Origin of the sequence: Ancylobacter pratisalsi (assembly GCF_010669125.1) — a bacterium.
Taxonomy (GTDB): domain Bacteria; phylum Pseudomonadota; class Alphaproteobacteria; order Rhizobiales; family Xanthobacteraceae; genus Ancylobacter; species Ancylobacter pratisalsi.
This window is the reverse complement of sequence record NZ_CP048630.1, coordinates 42,408-60,216: the sequence shown is the minus strand read 5'-3', so window position 1 is coordinate 60,216 and position 17,809 is coordinate 42,408. Positions and strand designations below refer to the sequence as shown.

Below are 17,809 nucleotides of genomic sequence, written 5' to 3'. Positions count from 1 at the left end.
CATCTGGTCCGTCAGTCGGCCTTGGCCGCCGCCTTCTTCGCGGCAGGCTTCTTGGCTGCGGGTTTTTTAGCGGTGCTTTTCGTCGCCGCGCTCTTGCTCGCAGTGGTCTTCTTGGCGGCGGGCTTCTTCGCCTTGGTCGCGCCGTCCGCGCTGGCGCTGCGGCGGGCAGGTTTTGCGGGGGTGGAACCGGCCTTGGCGGTGATCAGCTCAACCGCCTGCTCCAGAGTCACCTCTTCGGGCACCATGGACTTGGGCAGCGTCGCATTGACCTTGCCGTGGTTCACATAGGCGCCGAAGCGGCCCGGGCGAACCGTGATCGGGCCGCCGAGCGTGGGATGGGCGCCCAGCTCGCGTCCGCCCTGCGCGCCGCGCCCGCGTCCCGGACCCTTGTTCTGCTTGTCGGCGATCAGCGCCACGGCACGGTTGATGCCGATGGAAAGCACGTCATCCTCCGCGTCCAGATTGGCGTAGGTCTTGCCGTGCTGGACATAGGGGCCGAAGCGCCCGATGCCGGCGAGGATCGGGTCCCCGCTGTCAGGATGCGTGCCGATCTCGCGCGGCAGCGACAGCAGGCCGAGCGCCGTTTCCAGATCGACATCGGCGGGCGCCAGCCCCTTGGGAAGGCTGGAGCGTTTGGGCTTCTCGCCGTCCTTGGCCTCGCCAAGCTGGAGATAGGCCCCGAAGCGCCCGTCGCGAACGGTGACCTCAAGACCTGAGTCCGGATCGGTACCGATCACACGCGGGCCGGTGTCGACCGCCTCGCCATTCTCGCCGGACTGCACGGCGAGCGGACGGGTGTACTTGCATTCGGGGTAGTTCGAGCAGCCGATGAAGGCGCCGAACTTGCCCACCTTCAGCGACAGCCGGCCATTGCCGCAATTGGGGCACAGGCGCGGGTCGGTGCCGTCTTCCTTGGGCGGGAAGATGTGCGCGGTGAGCATTTCGTCGAGGGCGGACAGCACCTCGGAGACGCGCAGGTCCTTCGTCTCGCCGACGGCGGCGGCGAAGTTGAGCCAGAAGTCGCGCAGCACGTCCTTCCATTCGAGCTCGCCCGCCGAGATCTTGTCGAGCTTCTCCTCAAGGTCGGCGGTGAAGTCGTACTCCACATAGCGCTCGAAGAAGCTCTCCAGGAAGGCGGTGACCAGCCGGCCCTTGTCCTCGGGCATCAGCCGGCGCTTTTCCAGCCGCACATATTCGCGGTCGCGCAGCACGGCGAGCACAGAGGCGTAGGTCGAGGGACGCCCGATGCCCAGCTCTTCCATCCGCTTCACCAGCGACGCCTCGGAATAGCGCGGCGGTGGCTCGGTGAAGTGCTGGTCGGTCTTGATACCCTTGTTGAGGAGGCCCTCGCCGGCGGTGAGCGCGGGCAGGCGGCGATTCTCCTCGTCCTCCTCCTCGTCGTCGCGACCTTCGCGGTAGAGGGTGAGGAAGCCGTCGAACTTCACGACCTGCCCGGTGGCGCGAAGCTCCAGCGCGCGGCCGGCGGCGACGGCGTCGATATCGACCGTGGTGCGCTCCAGCTCGGCCGATTCCATCTGGCTGGCGATGGTGCGCAGCCAGATCAGCTCATAGAGCTTGGCCTGGTCGCCTTCGAGGAGGCGCAGCACATCCTTCGGACGGCGGCCGAGATCGGTGGGGCGTACCGCCTCATGCGCTTCCTGGGCGTTCTTCGCCTTGGCGGTGTATTTGCGCGGCACGGACGGCACGTAGCGGTCGCCATAGTCGCGGCCGATCACCGAGCGGGCGGAGGCGATCGCCTCGGGCGCCATGTCGACGCCGTCGGTACGCATATAGGTGATGAGGCCGACCGTCTCGCCGCCGATGTCCACGCCCTCATACAGGCGCTGGGCGATCCGCATGGTGATGGCGGGCGCGAAGCCGAGCTTGCGGCTGGCTTCCTGCTGCAGCGTGGACGTGGTGAAGGGCGGGTAGGGGTGCCGGCGGGCCGGCTTCGCCTCGACCGAGCGCACCTTGTAATCGGAGCTCTCCAGCGCTTGCCGGAACGCCATCGCCTCTTCGGACGTGCCGACATCGAGGCGGGTGATCTTCTTGCCGTCAGCCCCGACGAGGCGCGCCTCGAACTCGTCGCCGCGCGGCGTGGCCAGCCTGGCCGCGATCGACCAGTATTCGCGGGTGATGAAGGTCTCGATCTCGCGCTCGCGGTCGCAGACCAGACGCAGCGCCACGGACTGCACGCGCCCCGCCGACCGCGCGCCGGGCAGTTTGCGCCACAGCACCGGCGAGAGCGTGAAGCCGACCAGATAGTCGAGGGCGCGGCGGGCGAGATAGGCGTCGACGAGGGCCGCGTCGATCATGCGCGGGTTCTTCATCGCCTCAAGCACGGCCTGCTTGGTGATGGCGTTGAAGACGACGCGCGACACCGGCTGGTCCTTGAGGGCGCGCTTTTCCTTGAGCACCTCGAGCACATGCCAGGAAATGGCCTCGCCCTCGCGATCCGGATCGGTGGCGAGGATCAGGCCGTCAGCCCCGCGCACCGCCTTGGCAATGTCGGAAAGCCGTTTCTGGGATTTGGGGTCGACATCCCACAGCATGTGGAAATCGTGTTCGGGATCCACCGAGCCATCCTTGGCCGGAAGATCGCGGACATGTCCATACGAGGCGATGACCTCGTAGCCTGGACCCAGATATTTGTTGATCGTCTTCGCCTTTGCAGGCGATTCAACGATGACGACCTGCATGCGTCCGCCGTTTCCGTTGGTATATCAAGCCCCGAAAGAGGCCGGGAAAATGGGGTAGCCGCCCCCGACTGTCAAATGGCAGCCATTTGGGAAGCACGAGGAATGCCATGCTGGCGCATCGCAGGACCGGCTCAGCTCGCTGACAGGCCCGAGCTCACCGCCGCCACCCATACAAGGCACGGCGCAGGCTCGCATTACAATTTTTAATAGTGGTTATAGGAAAAAATACGCCTTTAGGTAGTGACGAGTGGGAGTCGGGTGCTACCTTGAATCAATCCGCCACGAGCCCACGGAACTTTCGTGAACGAAATTGATCGCGCCCTCCATAAGACGCGTGAGACGGCGGGCTATATCGCCGCACTCGCCCATGAGCTGTCAACACTCGCAGACGGTCCAGAGCTTGCCGTGCTGCGCTATCTGCTCGAGATGGCGCGCGATGAGGCACAGATGGGTCGCCGGTGGGACCGAGCCGCCATGCGAGGACGGCTGACGCCGCTCACAGCAACGAAACACGTCCGCCGCCATGGCGCTCCAGGCGGCCGGCGATTTCGAGTTCGAGCAGCACGATCATGACCTCGCCCGCACTCGCGCCCGACATGTGCACCAGATCGTCCACCGGCAATGGTGTCGGGCCGAGCAGGGCGGCCACGCGCCCGCGCAGGTCGTCGCCCGGCTCGGGGGCGTCCATGGGGATCGGCTGGTCCTCGTCGGCATCCATCCCCGGCAGGCGGTCGCGGTAGCTGGCAAGCGCCGACATGACGTCCGCCGCGTCGGTCACCAGTGCGGCGCCCTGCTTGATGAGCGCATTGGTCCCGCCCGCGCGTGGGTCGAGCGGCGAGCCGGGCACGGCAAACACCTCGCGTCCCTGCTCGGCGGCGAGACGGGCGGTGATGAGCGAGCCCGATCGTTCCGCCGCCTCGATCACCACCACGCCCAGCGACAGGCCGGACACCAGCCTGTTGCGCCGGGGAAAGTCCCGCGAGCGCGGCTCCCAGCCCATCGGCATTTCGGTGATGACGGCACCTTGCTCGGCGATGCCGGCCAGAAGCGCCTCGTTCTCGCGCGGATAGGGCCGGTCGTGCCCGCCGGCGAGGACGGCGATGGTGCCGGTGCCAAGGCTCGCCTCATGGGCGACGGCGTCAATGCCGCGTGCCAACCCCGAGGCGATCACCCAGCCGGCGGCGCCCAGACCGCGCGCGATCCGCACCGCCATGGTGCGCCCGGCACCGGAGGCATTGCGCGAGCCGACCACGCCGACGATGGGCTGGTTCAACAATTCCACCCGCCCGCGCACGGCGATCAGCGGCGGCGCGTCCTCGATCTGGCGCAGCAGGGCGGGATAGGCCGGTTCGCCGAGCGCGAGGAAACGCCCGCCAAGGCGGGCCAGCGCCTGCATTTCGGCTTCGGCCTCGGCGATGGAGGGAATGCGCGGCTCCAGCAGCCGCCCGCCGCGCCGTGCCATGCCCGGAAGCGCCTCAAGGGCAGCGGACGCTCCGCCGAACCGGTTCACCAGATTGATGAAGGCACGGGGGCCGACATTTTCGGCCCGGATGAGGCGGAGCCAATCGCGGCGCTGCGTGTGGTCGAGCTCAACGCCGGGTGTGGCCACCGTTCAGCCTTTCCCGCCGATCTGGCCTTCGGTCCCGGCGAGCAGCCGGGCAATGTTCTGGCGATGCATGAACCACAGCAGCACCGCCAGAATGCTCAACAGCAGGCCCACGGGCGGGGGCGCGAGCAGGAAGGCGGCGACGGCGCTGAGAAGGCTGGCGACCAGTGCCGACAGCGACGAGTAACGGCTGATGAAGGCAACCGCGAGCCAGGAGGCGATGAACACGATCCCCGCCTGCCAGACCAGCGCGAGGGTGACGCCCAGAAACGTCGCGACCCCCTTGCCGCCCTTGAAGCCGAGCCAGACCGGGAAAATGTGGCCGAGAAACGCGCCCAGTGCCGCCGGGAGAGCCGCCGGCGCATCGATGAGCCAGGCCGCGAGCAGGACCGCGAAGGTGCCCTTGAGCGCGTCGCAGATCAGCGTCGCGGCGGCGAGGCCCTTGCGGCCGGTCCGTAGTACGTTGGTGGCGCCGATGTTGCCGGAGCCGATGTTGCGGATGTCCTGCGTGCCGGCGAAGCGCGTGATGATGAGCCCGAACGGAATCGAGCCCAGCAGATAGCCAAGCAGCAGCGCGACATAGCTCGACATCGGGGGCAGGGACCAGCTCATGCGACGACCTTAATGGCTTTGCCCGGAATGTGTATCCCGGTAGGGCACCGGGCGTTCCGGCTCACACGTATTCGTATACGGTGCGGCCTGCGACAAGAGTGCGTATCACCCGGCCCTCGAAACGCGCCTCGTCGAAGGGCGTGTTCCGGCAGCGCGATTTGAGCGTGGCGGCGTCGAGAATCCACGCCTCGTCCGGGGCGATCAGCGCGATGTCGGCCCGCTGTCCGGGACGCAGCGTTCCGGCCTCAAGGCCGAGCAGCTGTGCGGGGCGGGTCGACATGGCCCGGATCAGCGTCATCAGGTCGATGGCGCCGCCATTCACCAGCCTGAGGCCCGCGGCGAGCATGGTTTCGATGCCGATGGCGCCGAACGCCGCCTCCGAGAAGGGCAGGCGCTTGACCTCGACATCCTGCGGATTGTGGTCGGAGACAACGACGTCGATCAATCCGTCGGCCACCGCCTGCACCAGCGCCAGCCGGTCATCCTCGCCGCGCAGCGGCGGGCTGAGCTTGAAGAAGGTGCGGTAGCCCACCACGTCCCGCTCATTGAGCGTGAGATGGTTGATGGAGGCCGACGCCGTCACGTTCAGCCCCGCACCACGCGCGCGCCGCAGCACCTCGATTGAATCGGCGCAGGTGAGCGAGGCGGCGTGGTAGCGCCCGCCCGTCATCGCCGCCAGACGTACGTCGCGCTCGAACACGATGGTCTCGGCCGCCCGTGGCACACCCGCCAGGCCCAGCCGCGAGGCCAGTTCGCCCTCGTTCATCACGCCCTCGCCGGTGAGGCTGGCGTCCTCGGTGTGATGGACAATGAGCGCGTCGAAATCGCGGGCGTAGATCAGGGCGCGGCGCATCACCTGCGCCGAGGGAACGGAGCGCGTGCCATCGGTGAAAGCCACGGCTCCGGCGGCGCCGAGCAGGCCGATCTCCGTCATCTCGCGGCCCGCCAGCCCCTTGGTCAGCGCGGCCATGGGATGGACGTTGACGACGGCGGTGTCGCGGGCGCGGCGCAGAACGAAGTCGACAATGGCGGGGTCGTCGATCACCGGGTCGGTGTCGGGCTGGCAGATGATGGTCGTCACCCCGCCCGCTGCCGCCGCCTGGCTGGCCGAGGCCAGCGTCTCGCGATGCTCGGCGCCAGGCTCGCCAATGAAGGCGCGCATGTCGACGAGGCCGGGAATGGCGACAAGGCCCCGGCAGTCGACGATCTCGGTGCCCTCGGGCAGGCCGGCAGCGCTGAGATCGCCCGCAATGTCCTTGATGACGCCATCGGCGACCAGAATGTCGCCATGGGTATCGAGGTCCCGCGAGGGATCGAGAATGCGGGCACGGGCGAGAAGGAGGGGGCGAAGGTCAGGCATTGGGCAGCGTCCGCGAGAGCGCGTCGAGCACGGCCATGCGGACGGCAACGCCCATCTCGACCTGCTCGCGGATGAGGGACTGGGCGCCGTCGGCGACGGCCGAATCGATTTCGACGCCGCGATTCATGGGGCCGGGATGCATCACCATCGCGTCGGGGCGGGCGTAGCGAAGCTTGGCCTCGTCCAGCCCCCAGAAATGGAAATACTCTTTCACCGAAGGCACGAAGGAGCCGTTCATGCGCTCGCGCTGAAGGCGCAGCATCATGACGATGTCGACGTCCGCGAGGCCCCGGCGCATGTCGCCATAGACCTCGACGCCGAAGCGCTCGATGTCCCTCGGCAGCAGCGTGGGGGGCGCGATGACCCGCACCTGGGCGCCGAGCGCCTGAAGCAGCAGGATGTTGGAGCGCGCCACGCGCGAATGGGCGATGTCGCCGCAGATCGCGACCAGCAGGCCCTGGATGCGGCCCTTGTTGCGGCGGATGGTGAGCGCATCGAGCAGCGCCTGGGTGGGGTGCTCGTGAGCCCCGTCGCCGGCGTTCACCACCGCGCAGTCCACCTTGCGGGCCAGCAGCTCCACCGCGCCCGAGGCGCTGTGGCGCACGATCAGCACGTCGGGGTGCATGGCGTTGAGCGTGGCCGCGGTGTCGATGAGCGTCTCGCCCTTCTTCAGCGAGGAATTGCTGACCGCCATGTTCATCACATCCGCGCCGAGCCGCTTGCCGGCCAGCTCGAAGGACGACTGGGTCCGGGTGGAGGCTTCGAAGAACAGATTGATCTGGGTGCGGCCGCGCAGCGTGGCGCGTTTCTTCTCGATCTGGCGATTGAGGAGAACGAACTCCTCCGACAGGTCGAGCAGCCCGACGATCTCTTCGGGAGACAGTCCCTCGATGCCGAGCAAGTGGCGGCGCGAGAGGGTGAAACTGGCAGTCGGGTTCGATGTCATATCGAAGTCGGCTGGATAGACGCAGCGAGGCCCCACCGCAAGCTTTTCAGGACGCTGTCCACCAAACTCCGCCCGCGCGGCGTGTGGCAGGGTGGGTCCGGGAACTTCATGAGTGCACCAACGTTGTCGCGCCACAGCCCCTTGCGGGCGAGAATGGAGCACCTTTGATGACGACATCAGCTCTGTGCATGAAGGCCGGCCTGGGCCGGCTCACCGCGGTGGGCATCGCGGCCATGGCCGCTTTCGCCGCCGTTCCCGCATCCGCGCTGCCGCTCTCCGGCGCCGGGATCTCGCAGGCCGCCGGCAACGTGTCCGCCCCGGTGGAACAGGTGCGCTGCTATGGCTGCGCCGTGGGCGTGGGCGTGGCAGCCGGCGTGGTCGCCGGCGCGGCGATCGCCAATGCGGCCCGCCCGCGCGGCTATTACGTCGCCCCGCGCTATTACGGTCCGCCGCCCGGCCGTGTCTATTACGGGCGCCCGGTCTATGCGCCGCCGGCAAACCGCTGCTGGGTTGAGACGAACCCGATGCGCGGCACCGGCTACTGGACCCGTTGCTGACGAAGCCACGCGGGGCGGCCCGTGCTGTGCCGCTCCGCCGTCTTCAGCCGGCGAGATGCGCCAGGCCCGCGATGATCGCGGGCATGGTGAGCGCGGCCAGCACGGTCTGGACCGTGAGGATCTCCGCGAGCAGGGGTGCGTCGCCGCCCATCTGCCGGGCGAGCACGTAGCCGTTCGGCGCGGAAGGCACCGAGGCGCCGACGGCGACCACCAACAGGTCGACATCCCGCAGGCCCAGCATCAGCGCGATGCTGATGGCCACCAGCGGCAGGCCCAGCAGCTTGATGATGCTGGTGAACCATGTGGCGGGGCGGGGGCGCCTGAGGTCCGCGAGGCGCAGCCCCGCGCCAACCACCAGCAGGCCCAGGGCCAGCGAGGAACGCCCCAATATATCGCCGAAGTCGAGCAGCACCGCGGGCACCGGCAGGTGCAGCGCGTTGATCAGCGCGCCCACGGCGCAGGACCAGATGAACGGATTGCGCACGATCTGCGCCAGCATGGAGCGATTGCCACCCGCCGCCCGCTCCCCGTGCCGCGCCAACACCATGACGCTGATGGTGTTCAGTGTCGGAATCATCACCGTGAGCCCGACGGCGGCGACGGCAAGCCCCGCCGTGCCGGCCAGCGAGCCCGACACCGCCAGCGCGATATAGCTGTTCCAGCGCAGCGAGCCCTGCACCACGGAGGTGTAGCTCGGGCCCATCAGCGCGAAGGAGCGGCAGATCGGCTTTCTGAGCACCGTCAACAGCGCGGCGAACAGCCCGATGGCGCCAAGCAGCGAGGCCGAGACCTCGAACACCTTCACGTGTCCCAGCTCGGCGCGGGAAATGCTGACGATGAGAAGGGCCGGGAACAGGATGAAGTAGGTGAGCCGTTCCAGTGCCACCCAGTGCGAATCTTCCGGCAGAAGGGTGCGCTTCAGGACCTGCCCAAGCGCGATGATGAGAAACACCGGGATCAGGGCGCCAAGCACACCCGACATCGTTCACCTGCCTTCGGCGATGTGCCGCAAACGGTCCAGCGCGCCCTGGAGAATGAAGACGGCGGCCTGCTGGTCGACCACCTCGGCGCGGCGGGCGCGGCTCATGTCGGTGGCGATCATCTCGCGCTCGACGGCAGCGGTGGAAAGCCGTTCGTCCCACAGGATGATCGGCAGCTCGGTCAGCCGGGCGAAATTGCGCGCGAAGGCCCGTGTGGACTGCGCGCGCGGACCCTCGCTGCCATCCATGTTCACCGGCAGCCCAAGCACGAAGCCGGCGGTGCCGCGGGCGGTGGCGAGCGCGAGGATGCGGGCGGCGTCCGGTGTGAACTGCTTGCGGGCGATGGTTTCGACCGGCGCCGCGAGCCGGCGCTCAGGGTCGGAACTTGCGATGCCGATGGTGCGGGTGCCCAGATCCAGCCCGAACAGCCCCCCGCGCCCGGCAAGGAGCGAGGCAGCTTCGGCGATGGTGAGGATCGGTGCGACCATGGTGCCCTGCGCCTAGCACGCCGGCGCACGGCACGCCATATGGGCACGCGGCAACAGCGGCAGGACCGGCATGCAGCGCCTGCGCGACGGGACACACTGAGGGCGAAACGCACGGTACAATTCGGCTGACGTCATTGAGCTGTGCGCGCCGCCACCTATCTAGCCCCCACCCGCCTTGCCCGCACATGACACATCCACGGAGATGGCAATGAAGATTACCTGGTTCGGCCACGCGGCCTTTCGTCTGGATTTTGCCGACAAGGTTGTGCTGATCGATCCCTTCCTGAACGGCAACCCGGTCTTCGAGGGCGATCTCTCCGCCGTGACCGCGGGGGTCACCCACATCCTTCTCACCCACGGCCATGGCGATCATGTCGGCGATACCGTCGCGCTCGCAAAGGCGTCGGGTGCGACGGTTGTCGCCAATGCCGATCTGGCGTCGTGGCTGGGGACGCAGGGTGTCGAGAAGCTGGAGATGATGAATACGGGCGGCACCATCCATACCGACGGTTTCGCGGTGAGCATGGTGCGGGCCGACCATTCCTCGGGAATGATCGTGGACGGCGCCTCGGTCTATCTCGGCAATGCCAACGGACTGATCGTCAAGGCGCCCGGCGAGCCGGTGGTCTGGCACATGGGCGACACCGACATCTTCTCCGACATGGCGCTGATCGCCGAGCTTCACAAGCCGGACATCGTGATCGTACCGATCGGCGACCGCTTCACCATGGGCCCAGAGACGGCATCGGTCGCGGTGACGCGCTATCTGGGAGGGCTGACCATCATTCCCGCCCATTACGCGACATTCGGTCTTCTGGAGCCGAATGCCGAGCGCTTCGTCGCCTTGGTCGGCGAGGAGGCGAGCGTCGTGGTGCCGCAGAAGGGCGAGGCGGTCTCGTTCGCCAAGCCCTGAATGGCGCGCACGTCGCTCTGAGTTGCGGGCCGTCGCGCGCGTTCCCGGCCGCCGCCTCAGGGCTCAACCGCCTCCAGCCCGCGCCGAACGGCGCGGGACTGGCGCACCAGGGCGGTCGCCATCAGTGATTCCATCGCCTCGATCAGGGCGGGCTCGGCCACGAAGCCGGGCCCGCCCTGCGCGCGATCGTCCACGCGGCGCGCGAGACCGCTCTCCACCGCCTTCTGCAGGATGTCGACGATGTGGGAGCGCGACAGCCGGTAGGTCCGGGCGAGCCCGGCGGCGGAGAGCGGCGTGCCCCGTTCGGCGTTTCCAAACAGGGCGAAGGCCAGCATCAGCCCGCCGTCACGATCAACGAACATCTCGATGCTCGGCACGTCGACAATCGGCCGCCATCCCTCGCGCAGCGGCTCCAGCAGCGCGGCGGCATAGGGCGCGATGAATGCCGTGTTGTGCAGGTGGCGAAGGCCCAGCGCGCCTTCCGGACGCATTTCGGCAAGCGCTTCCAGCATCAGTCCCCAGCGCGCCTTGTGCATGTCGAGAAGCTTGTCGGTGATGACGAGCCGGCGCCGGCGCCGGTCGGCATCCGGCGCGGCCGCCACCAGTCCGAACATACGGCAGGCGGCGAGCACGGCGGTGACGCGGCCCGGGCTGCAGATGTCGAGCGCGCTCGCCTCAGCCTTGAGCCGGCCCGAGGTGAGCCCCTGCGCCGAGGCCGGCTCGAAATGCATGTCGATCATCAGCGAGAACAGGGTGAGGCGCCCGCGATCGTTCATCAGCCGCGAGAAGATGTGGTCGCCCTGATAGCAGGTGCAGAGCTTCGAGGCCGCGCCGCGGACGATCCGCGCGAAACCGGGGAGGGCGCGCAGCCGGACGCGGTCTTCGGCCTCGCCGTGCAGAATCGCATCGAGCCGGGAGGGCGCCACAGGCGCCTCGTTCGCGCCTTCATCGGTTGCCGTGAGAACCACCGCGCCGACTTTGGTGTCCCGGATGCGACCAATAATCGACATTGTCAGCTCCCATCGCCCGGCTTTAACTCCCGGCGTTTCCGCAACGATACGTCAATGCGAGGACACGACATGGCCGGAATGCGATCCTCTATCTCGACTCTGATGACCGGAGCGGTGCCAGCCCTCGCATTTGCGGCACTGGCCGTCCTCGGTCTGCCCACGGAATCGGCGCGGGCGGCCGTGGTGTACTGTAGCAGCCCCGGCGTGCCGGCGGGTTGCGTGGTGCGCGCGACGCCTTTGGCCGGTCCCAATCCCGTGGCGCGGACGGTGGTTCACTGCACCCGCCCGGGATACCCGGTGGGATGCGTCGCCGCCCCGGCAGCGGGTGCGGTTGCCCGGCCCGGCCCGGGCGTCAATGCCGGCGGACCGGTCAATCGCCCCGGTCTGCGCTGATTCACGAATGTCCACGGAGAGTACGATGACCTTCTTTTCCCTCGCCACGACCCGCGCTTTTGCCGCGGCCGCCTTCGTTGGCGCCCTGATGCTCGCCGCCCCGGCCTATGCCGACAAGGCAGCTGGCGATGCCTGCGCCGGCGCGCTCTCGCCTGACGGCCAGATGATCTATGCGGCCGCCGTCGGCGCCGTCAGCGGTGGCGCGGAAGTGCGCGGCACCGTGACCGACGCGGCCAAGTCGCTCGTTATGTCCGGCAAGATCGCCCGTGGCGACGCGCGCAGCAATGCTGAAGCCGCCGGTGCCTGCCTTGCGAAGGCACGCCCGTGATCCGGATGCGCGTAGCGCCGGTGCTCCCCGCCTGAAAAGGGAGCGCCGGTTCCCCGTGCACCGGCCTGCAACTGCCTGACGCCATTCCCCGTGCCGCGCCATGTGCAAGGCCCCGGGGGATGGCGTTGCTGTATGACAATGAGCGATCCGGGCCGGAGAGTGCCCGCCGTGCGGATGTGACGCGAAGGAACAGTCGTCGCCCTTGATGCTTGTTAGCGAGAGGGCAGGTCCGTCGGGTGGGTGACGGGAAAATAACACTTTCAGACGATCTTGAATCACTTCATGGGAGGACGCGACATGACTGCGAATCACAGCCGACATTCTCTCCTGCGCCGGGCCAGCGCCGTTTTCGCCCCCGCCGCCCTGCTTTACGCCGGCCTTTCCTTTGCGGCGCCGGTCATTGCCGATGCCGCCGTGGTCTATTGCACCGGACCGGGCTACCCGCGCGGCTGCGTGGTTCGCACCGCTCCGGTGGTGGCTCCCGCGGCCCGCGCGGTCATCCACTGCACCCGTCCGGGCTATCCGGTGGGCTGCGTGGGCGGTGTTGGCGGCGCCAATGCTCGCGCCGTCGCGCGTCCGGGTCCGGGCGTCAATCTCAATGGCGGCGTGAACCGCGCGGGCCTGCGTTGATCGCGGGCCATCGCTGAACAGCGGGTCTGGCCGATTGACCGACGGGAAACCGGTGCCCCGCGTTGCGGGGCGCCGCGCCTGCCTGCTATAGGGCGCGCATCGGTTTCAGCGGATTGGAATTTCGGATGTCGGTCGATCAGGCGACGGTCCGGCGCGTGGCGCATCTGTCGCGCATCGCCGTGACGGAGGAGGAGGTGGTTCACCTCCAGAGCGAACTCAACGCCATCCTCGCCTTTGTGGAGCAGCTTGGCGAGGTGGACACCACCGGCGTCGAGCCGATGACCAGTGTCATCCCGATGACGCTGCCTCTGCGGGCGGACGTCGTGAACGACGGCGGCGATGCCGCGCGCGTGCTGGCCAACGCCCCGGCGAGCGAAGACGGCTTCTTCGCCGTTCCCAAAGTGGTGGAGTGAGCCCCATGTCCGATCTCACGCGTCTCACCATCACCGCCGCCCATGAAGGGCTCTCCCAGCGCAACTTCACGGCCACCGAGCTGACGAAGGCCTATATCGACGCCATCGCGCCGGCGGGGGACCTGAACGCCTATGTGCTCGCCACGCCCGAGAAGGCGCTGGAAATGGCGAAGGCCAGCGACGCGCGCATCGCCAAGGGCGAGGCGGGGAAGCTGGAAGGCATCCCGCTCGGCATCAAGGACATGTTCGCGACCGAGGGCGTGCGCACCACCGCGTGCTCGAAGATCATCAAGAACTTCATCCCGCCGTACGAATCGACCGTGACCGCGAATCTGTGGCGCGAGGGCGCGGTGCTGCTCGGCAAGCTCAACCAGGACGAGTTCGCCATGGGCTCATCCACCGAATCGAGCGCCTTTGGCTGCGCGGTGAACCCGTGGCGGCGCAAGGACTCGGAGCAGCCTCTGGTGCCCGGCGGCTCGTCCGGCGGCTCGGCGGCGGCGGTGGCGGCCCATATCTGCGCCGGCGCGGCGGGCACCGATACCGGTGGCTCCATCCGCCAGCCGGCGGCCTTCACCGGCACGGTGGGCATCAAGCCGACCTATGGCCGCTGCTCGCGCTGGGGCATCATCGCCTACGCCTCCTCGCTCGATCAGGCCGGTCCCATCGCCCGCTCGGTGAACGACGCCGCGCTGCTGCTGCGCGCCATGGCGGGCCACGACCCCAAGGATTCCACCAGCGCCGATCTTCCCGTGCCGGACTATCAGGCGGCGGTGGGGGGCTCGGTGAAGGGCAAGCGGATCGGTATCCCCAGGGAGTACCGCGTCGACGGCATGTCGCCGGAGATCGCCGCGCTCTGGGACAAGGGCGCGGACATGCTGCGCGATGCCGGCGCGGAGATCGTCGAGATCAGTCTGCCGCACACCAAATACGCCCTTCCGGCCTATTATATCGTGGCGCTGGCCGAGGCCTCTTCCAACCTCGCGCGCTATGACGGCGTGCGCTATGGCGAGCGGGTCGACGGCCGCGACATTCTCGAAATGTACGAGAACACCCGCGCTGCCGGCTTCGGGGCCGAGGTGCGCCGGCGCATCATGGTCGGCACCTATGTGCTCTCGGCCGGCTATTACGACGCGTACTATCTCAAGGCGCAGAAGGTTCGCACGCTGATCAAGCGTGACTTCGAGACCGTCTTCGCCGAGGGCGTGGATGCCGTGCTGGCCCCCACGACGCCGTCCGCCGCCTTCGGCGTCGGCGAGAAGTCGGGCGCCGATCCGGTGGAGATGTACCTGCAGGACGTGTTCACGGTGACCCTGAACATGGCCGGTCTTCCGGGCATTTCGGTGCCGGCCGGGTTGTCCTCCGAAGGACTGCCGCTCGGCCTTCAGCTTATCGGCCGTCCCTTCGGCGAGGCCGGGCTGTTCTCGCTGGCTCAGGTGATCGAGGATGCCGCCGGGCGCTTCGAATGCCGCGACAAGTGGTGGGTGTGAGCATGCGCATGCTGCCCGAGAATGAGCGCTCCCTCGCGCCCTTCCGGGCGGAGATCGATGCCATTGACGCCGAGATGGTGGAACTGCTGGTCCGCCGTTTCGAGGTCGTGAAGCACGTCATCGCGGTCAAGCGGGTCGAGGGCCTCGCGGCCCTGCTGCCCGAACGCGTCGAGGACGTGGTCGACAAGGTGATGGCGCGGGCCGAGACCAAGGGCCTGCCGCCGGAGCTGGTCGAAAAGCTCTGGCGCATCCTGATCCAGTGGGTGGTCGATTACGAGAACGAACGGCTCGGCTGAGGCCGGGCCGTTACGTGCCTCTCACGCGACGCCGGTCGCACCGGTCCCGACGCTTCCGGCCTGCTCGCGGCGCGCGAGATCCTCGCTCACCTGCTGCTCGACCCAGGCGGCGAAGGTTTCGACGTTTCGGCAGAAGCCGGCCGGGGGATGGTGGTCGGGAACATCCCTGAGCCAGGTGCGGCATTCCTCCCCCACGCGGCAGCCAAGGCAGCGCTGGGCGGCGGCCATCAAGGCTTCTTCGGAAATCGTGGTGCTCTCAGGGTCGAGCCCCGCGCGCTCCATCATCTGCCGGAACAGGGCCAGACGTTCGTCAATCGTGTCCACACGCATGTCGGCCTCCCTCGCGTCGCCCCATTGAGGACGATCAGGCGATGGCGGCGTTGATCTCGCTCAAGCGATCCGTTCAGACGGCCGGGGCGGCCGGGCCCATCACCCAGTCCTGGAACAGCGACAGGTCGATATTGCCCCCGGAGAGCACCACGCCGGCACGGCGGCCGCGCAGCCCCTCCTTGTCCTGCAGCAGTGCGGCGAGCGCGGCGGCGCCCGCGCCTTCGGCCAGATTGTGGGTATCGGTCCAGTAGATCCGCGCTGCCTCGGCGACCTCGTCGTCGCTCACCGTGGCGATGCGCGAGGCGCCTTTGTGGATGATCTCGAAGGCTGCGGCGTCGGGAACGCGCACCGCCAGCCCGTCGGCCCGTGTATCGGCGCTTTCCGCCACCACCGGATGGCCGGCCGCGAAGGAGAGCGCATAGGCCGGCGCGTGCGCGCTCTGCACGCCGACGATCTCGGTGCCAAGGCCCAGCAGGTCACGGGTGAGGATGGCGCCGCAGATGCCCGAGCCGAGGCCGATCGGCACATAGAGCACGTCGAGGGGCGGCGCGGCGCGGAACAGTTCTAGCGAATAGGTCGCCACGCCCACCACCAGATCAGGATGGAAGGACGGCGCGAACAGCAGTCCCTCCGTTTCGCTGAGCGCCTTGGCGTGGGCGCGCGCGGCGTCGAAATCCGCGCCATGCTCGATGAGCCGGGCCCCGAGCGCGGACATGGCGGCGTTCTTCTCCACGCTGTTGCCGGCGGGCACCACGATCGTCACCGGCACGCCGAAGCGCTGGCCGGCATAGGCGAGGGACTGCCCGTGATTGCCGCGCGTCGCCGAGATGACCCCGCGCGGAGCGCGGCCCTCGCGGGCGAGACGCTCCAGATGGATCAACCCGCCGCGCACCTTGAAGGCGCCGGTGGGGGTGTGATTCTCGTGCTTGACCCAGATTTCCGCCCCGGTCCGCCCGGCGAGCAGGGGCCAGGCATATTGCGGCGTGCCCGGAAAGACAGCGTGAACCTGCTGGAGCGCATGTTCCAGTTCGTCGAGTGTAAACATGGCGCCGGTCCAATCCCGCAGTCGGCCTTGATGTCGTTTGGCTTGAGCGCCCTGGAATAGGCGGCGGGCACCGGGCCGGCAAGCCCGTCGGCGGTTTTCGAAGACCCAGGCCGGTTGCGGGGGCGCTGTCCAGGGAGTAGGGAAACGGCGCAATTGAACGTTTCGAAGACCGTATCCAGACGAGGCCTGCCGACAATGAACATGCACGCGCGCCCCGCCGACCCGAAGAAGCTGATCAAGGGTGCGACCGGCGATTGGGAGATTGTCATCGGCATGGAGATCCATGCCCAGGTGACCTCCAATTCCAAGCTGTTCTCCGGCGCCTCCACCGCGTTCGGCGGCGACCCTAATTCCCACGTCTCGCTGGTCGACGCCGCCATGCCCGGCATGCTGCCCGTGATCAACGAGGAATGCGTGAAGCAGGCGGTGCGCACCGGCCTCGGGCTCAAGGCCGAGATCAATCTGCGGTCGGTGTTCGACCGGAAGAACTATTTCTACCCGGACCTGCCGCAGGGCTACCAGATCAGCCAGTACAAGAGCCCGATCGTGGGCGAGGGCGTGGTGCTGGTGGACACCGCCGACGGGCAGATCGAGGTCGGCATCGAGCGTCTGCATCTGGAGCAGGACGCCGGCAAGTCGATCCACGACCAGCACCCGACGCTGTCGCTGGTCGACCTCAACCGCTCGGGCGTGGCGCTGATGGAGATCGTCTCCAAGCCGGACCTGCGCTCCTCCGAGGAAGCCAAGGCCTATGTGACCAAGCTGCGCACCATCCTGCGCTATCTGGGCACCTGCGACGGCGACATGGAGAAGGGCAGCCTGCGCGCGGACGTGAACGTCTCCGTGCGCAAGCCGGGCGATGATTTCGGCACGCGCTGCGAGATCAAGAACGTCAACTCCATCCGTTTTATCGGCCAGGCGATCGAGGCCGAGGCCCGCCGCCAGATTGGCATCATCGAGGATGGCGGCAAGATCGACCAGGAGACCCGCCTGTTCGATCCCGGCCGGGGCGAGACGCGCTCGATGCGCTCAAAGGAAGAGGCGCACGACTACCGCTACTTCCCCGATCCCGACCTGCTGCCGCTGGAATTCAGCCAGGCTTTCGTCGACGAGCTGGGCACCCACCTGCCGGAGCTGCCGGACGAGAAGAAGGCGCGTTTCGTGAGCGTCTACGGCCTGTCGGCCTATGACGCCGATGTGCTGGTGGCCGAGAAGGCGACCGCCGATTATTACGAGGCCTGCGCCAGTGGCCGTGACGCCAAGGCGGCGGCGAACTTCGTTATCAATGAGCTGTTCGGCCGCCTGAACAAGGAAGGCAAGGACATCGAGACCTCGCCGGTTTCCGCCGTTCAGATCGGCGCCATCGTCGACCTGATCGCGGACGGCACCATCTCCGGCAAGATCGCCAAGGACCTGTTCGAGATCGTGTTCACCGAGGGCGGCGACCCGCGCGTCATCGTCGAAGAGCGCGGCATGAAGCAGGTGACCGACACCGGCGCCATCGAGGCGGCGGTGGACGCGATCATCGCCGCGAACCCGGACAAGGTGGAGCAGGTGAAGGCCAAGCCGACCATGCTCGGCTGGTTCGTCGGCCAGGTGATGAAGCAGACCGGCGGCAAGGCAAACCCGCAGGCGGTGAACGACCTGCTCAAGGGCAAGCTCGGGATCTGAGCGGGGCGGATTCGAGATGCGAGGGGCCACGGCCCGCGCCGGATG

Annotated in this window: 18 protein-coding genes; 8 read left to right on the top strand and 10 right to left on the bottom strand. The window is 67.9% G+C overall.

Translation table 11 applies throughout. From position 1 onward, the window contains the following. Positions 1-11: 11 nt before the first annotated feature. From topA to G3A50_RS00275, 5 genes are all read right to left on the bottom strand, one after another. Positions 12-2,699: a type I DNA topoisomerase gene (topA, locus tag G3A50_RS00295; RefSeq protein ID WP_163073260.1), complete on the bottom strand. Its 2,688-nt coding sequence runs from the start codon at positions 2,697-2,699 to the stop codon at positions 12-14. Positions 2,700-3,195: 496 nt separating this feature from the next. Then, complete coding sequence (gene dprA, locus G3A50_RS00290; RefSeq protein ID WP_163073259.1) at positions 3,196-4,308, bottom strand: DNA-processing protein DprA; 1,113 nt, start codon at positions 4,306-4,308, stop codon at positions 3,196-3,198. Positions 4,309-4,311: 3 nt separating this feature from the next. Beyond that, positions 4,312-4,917, bottom strand: a complete 606-nt coding sequence (plsY, locus tag G3A50_RS00285) for a glycerol-3-phosphate 1-O-acyltransferase PlsY (RefSeq protein WP_163073258.1) — start codon at positions 4,915-4,917, stop codon at positions 4,312-4,314. Positions 4,918-4,978: 61 nt separating this feature from the next. Further along, on the bottom strand, positions 4,979-6,277 hold the full coding sequence (locus G3A50_RS00280; protein WP_163073257.1) for a dihydroorotase: 1,299 nt from the start codon (positions 6,275-6,277) through the stop codon (positions 4,979-4,981). Continuing rightward, positions 6,270-7,223: an aspartate carbamoyltransferase catalytic subunit gene (locus tag G3A50_RS00275; protein ID WP_163073256.1), complete on the bottom strand. Its 954-nt coding sequence runs from the start codon at positions 7,221-7,223 to the stop codon at positions 6,270-6,272. The genes G3A50_RS00280 and G3A50_RS00275 overlap by 8 nt, the downstream gene beginning before the upstream one ends. Before the next feature lie 167 nt (positions 7,224-7,390). On the opposite strand from G3A50_RS00275, the gene G3A50_RS00270 reads away from it, so the two are divergent. After that, positions 7,391-7,780: a hypothetical protein gene (locus G3A50_RS00270; RefSeq protein ID WP_163073255.1), complete on the top strand. Its 390-nt coding sequence runs from the start codon at positions 7,391-7,393 to the stop codon at positions 7,778-7,780. A 43-nt stretch (positions 7,781-7,823) separates the two neighbouring features. On the opposite strand, the gene G3A50_RS00265 is transcribed toward G3A50_RS00270, so the two are convergent. After that, positions 7,824-8,762 (bottom strand): AEC family transporter, encoded by a 939-nt coding sequence (locus G3A50_RS00265; protein WP_163073254.1) that lies wholly within the window; start codon positions 8,760-8,762, stop codon positions 7,824-7,826. A gap of 3 nt (positions 8,763-8,765) precedes the next feature. Next, entirely contained in the window at positions 8,766-9,248 is a 483-nt protein-coding gene (gene ruvX, locus G3A50_RS00260) for a Holliday junction resolvase RuvX (RefSeq protein WP_163073253.1), read from the bottom strand. A gap of 208 nt (positions 9,249-9,456) precedes the next feature. Between ruvX and G3A50_RS00255 the strand changes: the two genes are divergently transcribed. Next, positions 9,457-10,161, top strand: coding sequence for a metal-dependent hydrolase (locus tag G3A50_RS00255; RefSeq protein ID WP_163073252.1), 705 nt, complete (start codon positions 9,457-9,459; stop codon positions 10,159-10,161). Between the two features lie 56 nt (positions 10,162-10,217). Here G3A50_RS00255 and G3A50_RS00250 read toward each other — a convergent pair whose 3' ends face one another. Beyond that, positions 10,218-11,171 (bottom strand): hypothetical protein, encoded by a 954-nt coding sequence (locus tag G3A50_RS00250; protein ID WP_246251980.1) that lies wholly within the window; start codon positions 11,169-11,171, stop codon positions 10,218-10,220. 418 nt (positions 11,172-11,589) lie between these two features. On the opposite strand from G3A50_RS00250, the gene G3A50_RS00245 reads away from it, so the two are divergent. The 5 genes from G3A50_RS00245 to G3A50_RS00225 all read left to right on the top strand — a co-directional run bounded on the left by G3A50_RS00245 (position 11,590) and on the right by G3A50_RS00225 (position 14,718). Beyond that, entirely contained in the window at positions 11,590-11,892 is a 303-nt protein-coding gene (locus G3A50_RS00245) for a hypothetical protein (RefSeq protein ID WP_163073251.1), read from the top strand. Between the two features lie 297 nt (positions 11,893-12,189). Further along, the gene (locus G3A50_RS00240) at positions 12,190-12,522 is read left to right on the top strand and encodes a hypothetical protein (protein WP_246251977.1); all 333 of its coding nucleotides are present in this window, start codon (positions 12,190-12,192) and stop codon (positions 12,520-12,522) included. A 125-nt stretch (positions 12,523-12,647) separates the two neighbouring features. Beyond that, a complete protein-coding gene (gatC, locus tag G3A50_RS00235; RefSeq protein WP_163073250.1) occupies positions 12,648-12,935 on the top strand; it encodes an Asp-tRNA(Asn)/Glu-tRNA(Gln) amidotransferase subunit GatC in 288 nt (95 codons plus the stop codon). A gap of 5 nt (positions 12,936-12,940) precedes the next feature. Next, positions 12,941-14,422: an Asp-tRNA(Asn)/Glu-tRNA(Gln) amidotransferase subunit GatA gene (gene gatA, locus G3A50_RS00230; protein ID WP_163073249.1), complete on the top strand. Its 1,482-nt coding sequence runs from the start codon at positions 12,941-12,943 to the stop codon at positions 14,420-14,422. 2 nt (positions 14,423-14,424) lie between these two features. Then, complete coding sequence (locus G3A50_RS00225; protein ID WP_163073248.1) at positions 14,425-14,718, top strand: chorismate mutase; 294 nt, start codon at positions 14,425-14,427, stop codon at positions 14,716-14,718. Positions 14,719-14,739: 21 nt separating this feature from the next. On the opposite strand, the gene G3A50_RS00220 is transcribed toward G3A50_RS00225, so the two are convergent. Then, on the bottom strand, positions 14,740-15,048 hold the full coding sequence (locus G3A50_RS00220) for a DUF6455 family protein (protein WP_163073247.1): 309 nt from the start codon (positions 15,046-15,048) through the stop codon (positions 14,740-14,742). A 73-nt stretch (positions 15,049-15,121) separates the two neighbouring features. Then, positions 15,122-16,093 (bottom strand): threonine dehydratase, encoded by a 972-nt coding sequence (locus tag G3A50_RS00215; RefSeq protein ID WP_163073246.1) that lies wholly within the window; start codon positions 16,091-16,093, stop codon positions 15,122-15,124. Positions 16,094-16,288: 195 nt separating this feature from the next. Here G3A50_RS00215 and gatB point away from each other — a divergent pair, with 195 nt between their 5' ends. Next, a complete protein-coding gene (gatB, locus tag G3A50_RS00210; RefSeq protein WP_425483429.1) occupies positions 16,289-17,764 on the top strand; it encodes an Asp-tRNA(Asn)/Glu-tRNA(Gln) amidotransferase subunit GatB in 1,476 nt (491 codons plus the stop codon). The last annotated feature ends 45 nt before the right edge of the window (positions 17,765-17,809 follow it).

Coding starts and splice junctions, on each gene's coding strand:
- G3A50_RS00245 (WP_163073251.1), top strand. CDS start 11,590: ATGACCTTCTTTTCCCTCGCCACGACCCGCGCTTTTGCCGCGGCCGCC.
- G3A50_RS00280 (WP_163073257.1), bottom strand. CDS start 6,277: ATGCCTGACCTTCGCCCCCTCCTTCTCGCCCGTGCCCGCATTCTCGAT.
- G3A50_RS00215 (WP_163073246.1), bottom strand. CDS start 16,093: ATGTTTACACTCGACGAACTGGAACATGCGCTCCAGCAGGTTCACGCT.
- ruvX (WP_163073253.1), bottom strand. CDS start 9,248: ATGGTCGCACCGATCCTCACCATCGCCGAAGCTGCCTCGCTCCTTGCC.
- G3A50_RS00250 (WP_246251980.1), bottom strand. CDS start 11,171: ATGTCGATTATTGGTCGCATCCGGGACACCAAAGTCGGCGCGGTGGTT.
- topA (WP_163073260.1), bottom strand. CDS start 2,699: ATGCAGGTCGTCATCGTTGAATCGCCTGCAAAGGCGAAGACGATCAAC.
- plsY (WP_163073258.1), bottom strand. CDS start 4,917: ATGAGCTGGTCCCTGCCCCCGATGTCGAGCTATGTCGCGCTGCTGCTT.
- G3A50_RS00255 (WP_163073252.1), top strand. CDS start 9,457: ATGAAGATTACCTGGTTCGGCCACGCGGCCTTTCGTCTGGATTTTGCC.
- gatA (WP_163073249.1), top strand. CDS start 12,941: ATGTCCGATCTCACGCGTCTCACCATCACCGCCGCCCATGAAGGGCTC.
- G3A50_RS00220 (WP_163073247.1), bottom strand. CDS start 15,048: ATGCGTGTGGACACGATTGACGAACGTCTGGCCCTGTTCCGGCAGATG.
- G3A50_RS00275 (WP_163073256.1), bottom strand. CDS start 7,223: ATGACATCGAACCCGACTGCCAGTTTCACCCTCTCGCGCCGCCACTTG.
- G3A50_RS00240 (WP_246251977.1), top strand. CDS start 12,190: ATGACTGCGAATCACAGCCGACATTCTCTCCTGCGCCGGGCCAGCGCC.
- gatB (WP_425483429.1), top strand. CDS start 16,289: ATGAACATGCACGCGCGCCCCGCCGACCCGAAGAAGCTGATCAAGGGT.
- gatC (WP_163073250.1), top strand. CDS start 12,648: ATGTCGGTCGATCAGGCGACGGTCCGGCGCGTGGCGCATCTGTCGCGC.
- G3A50_RS00270 (WP_163073255.1), top strand. CDS start 7,391: ATGACGACATCAGCTCTGTGCATGAAGGCCGGCCTGGGCCGGCTCACC.
- G3A50_RS00265 (WP_163073254.1), bottom strand. CDS start 8,762: ATGTCGGGTGTGCTTGGCGCCCTGATCCCGGTGTTTCTCATCATCGCG.
- G3A50_RS00225 (WP_163073248.1), top strand. CDS start 14,425: ATGCGCATGCTGCCCGAGAATGAGCGCTCCCTCGCGCCCTTCCGGGCG.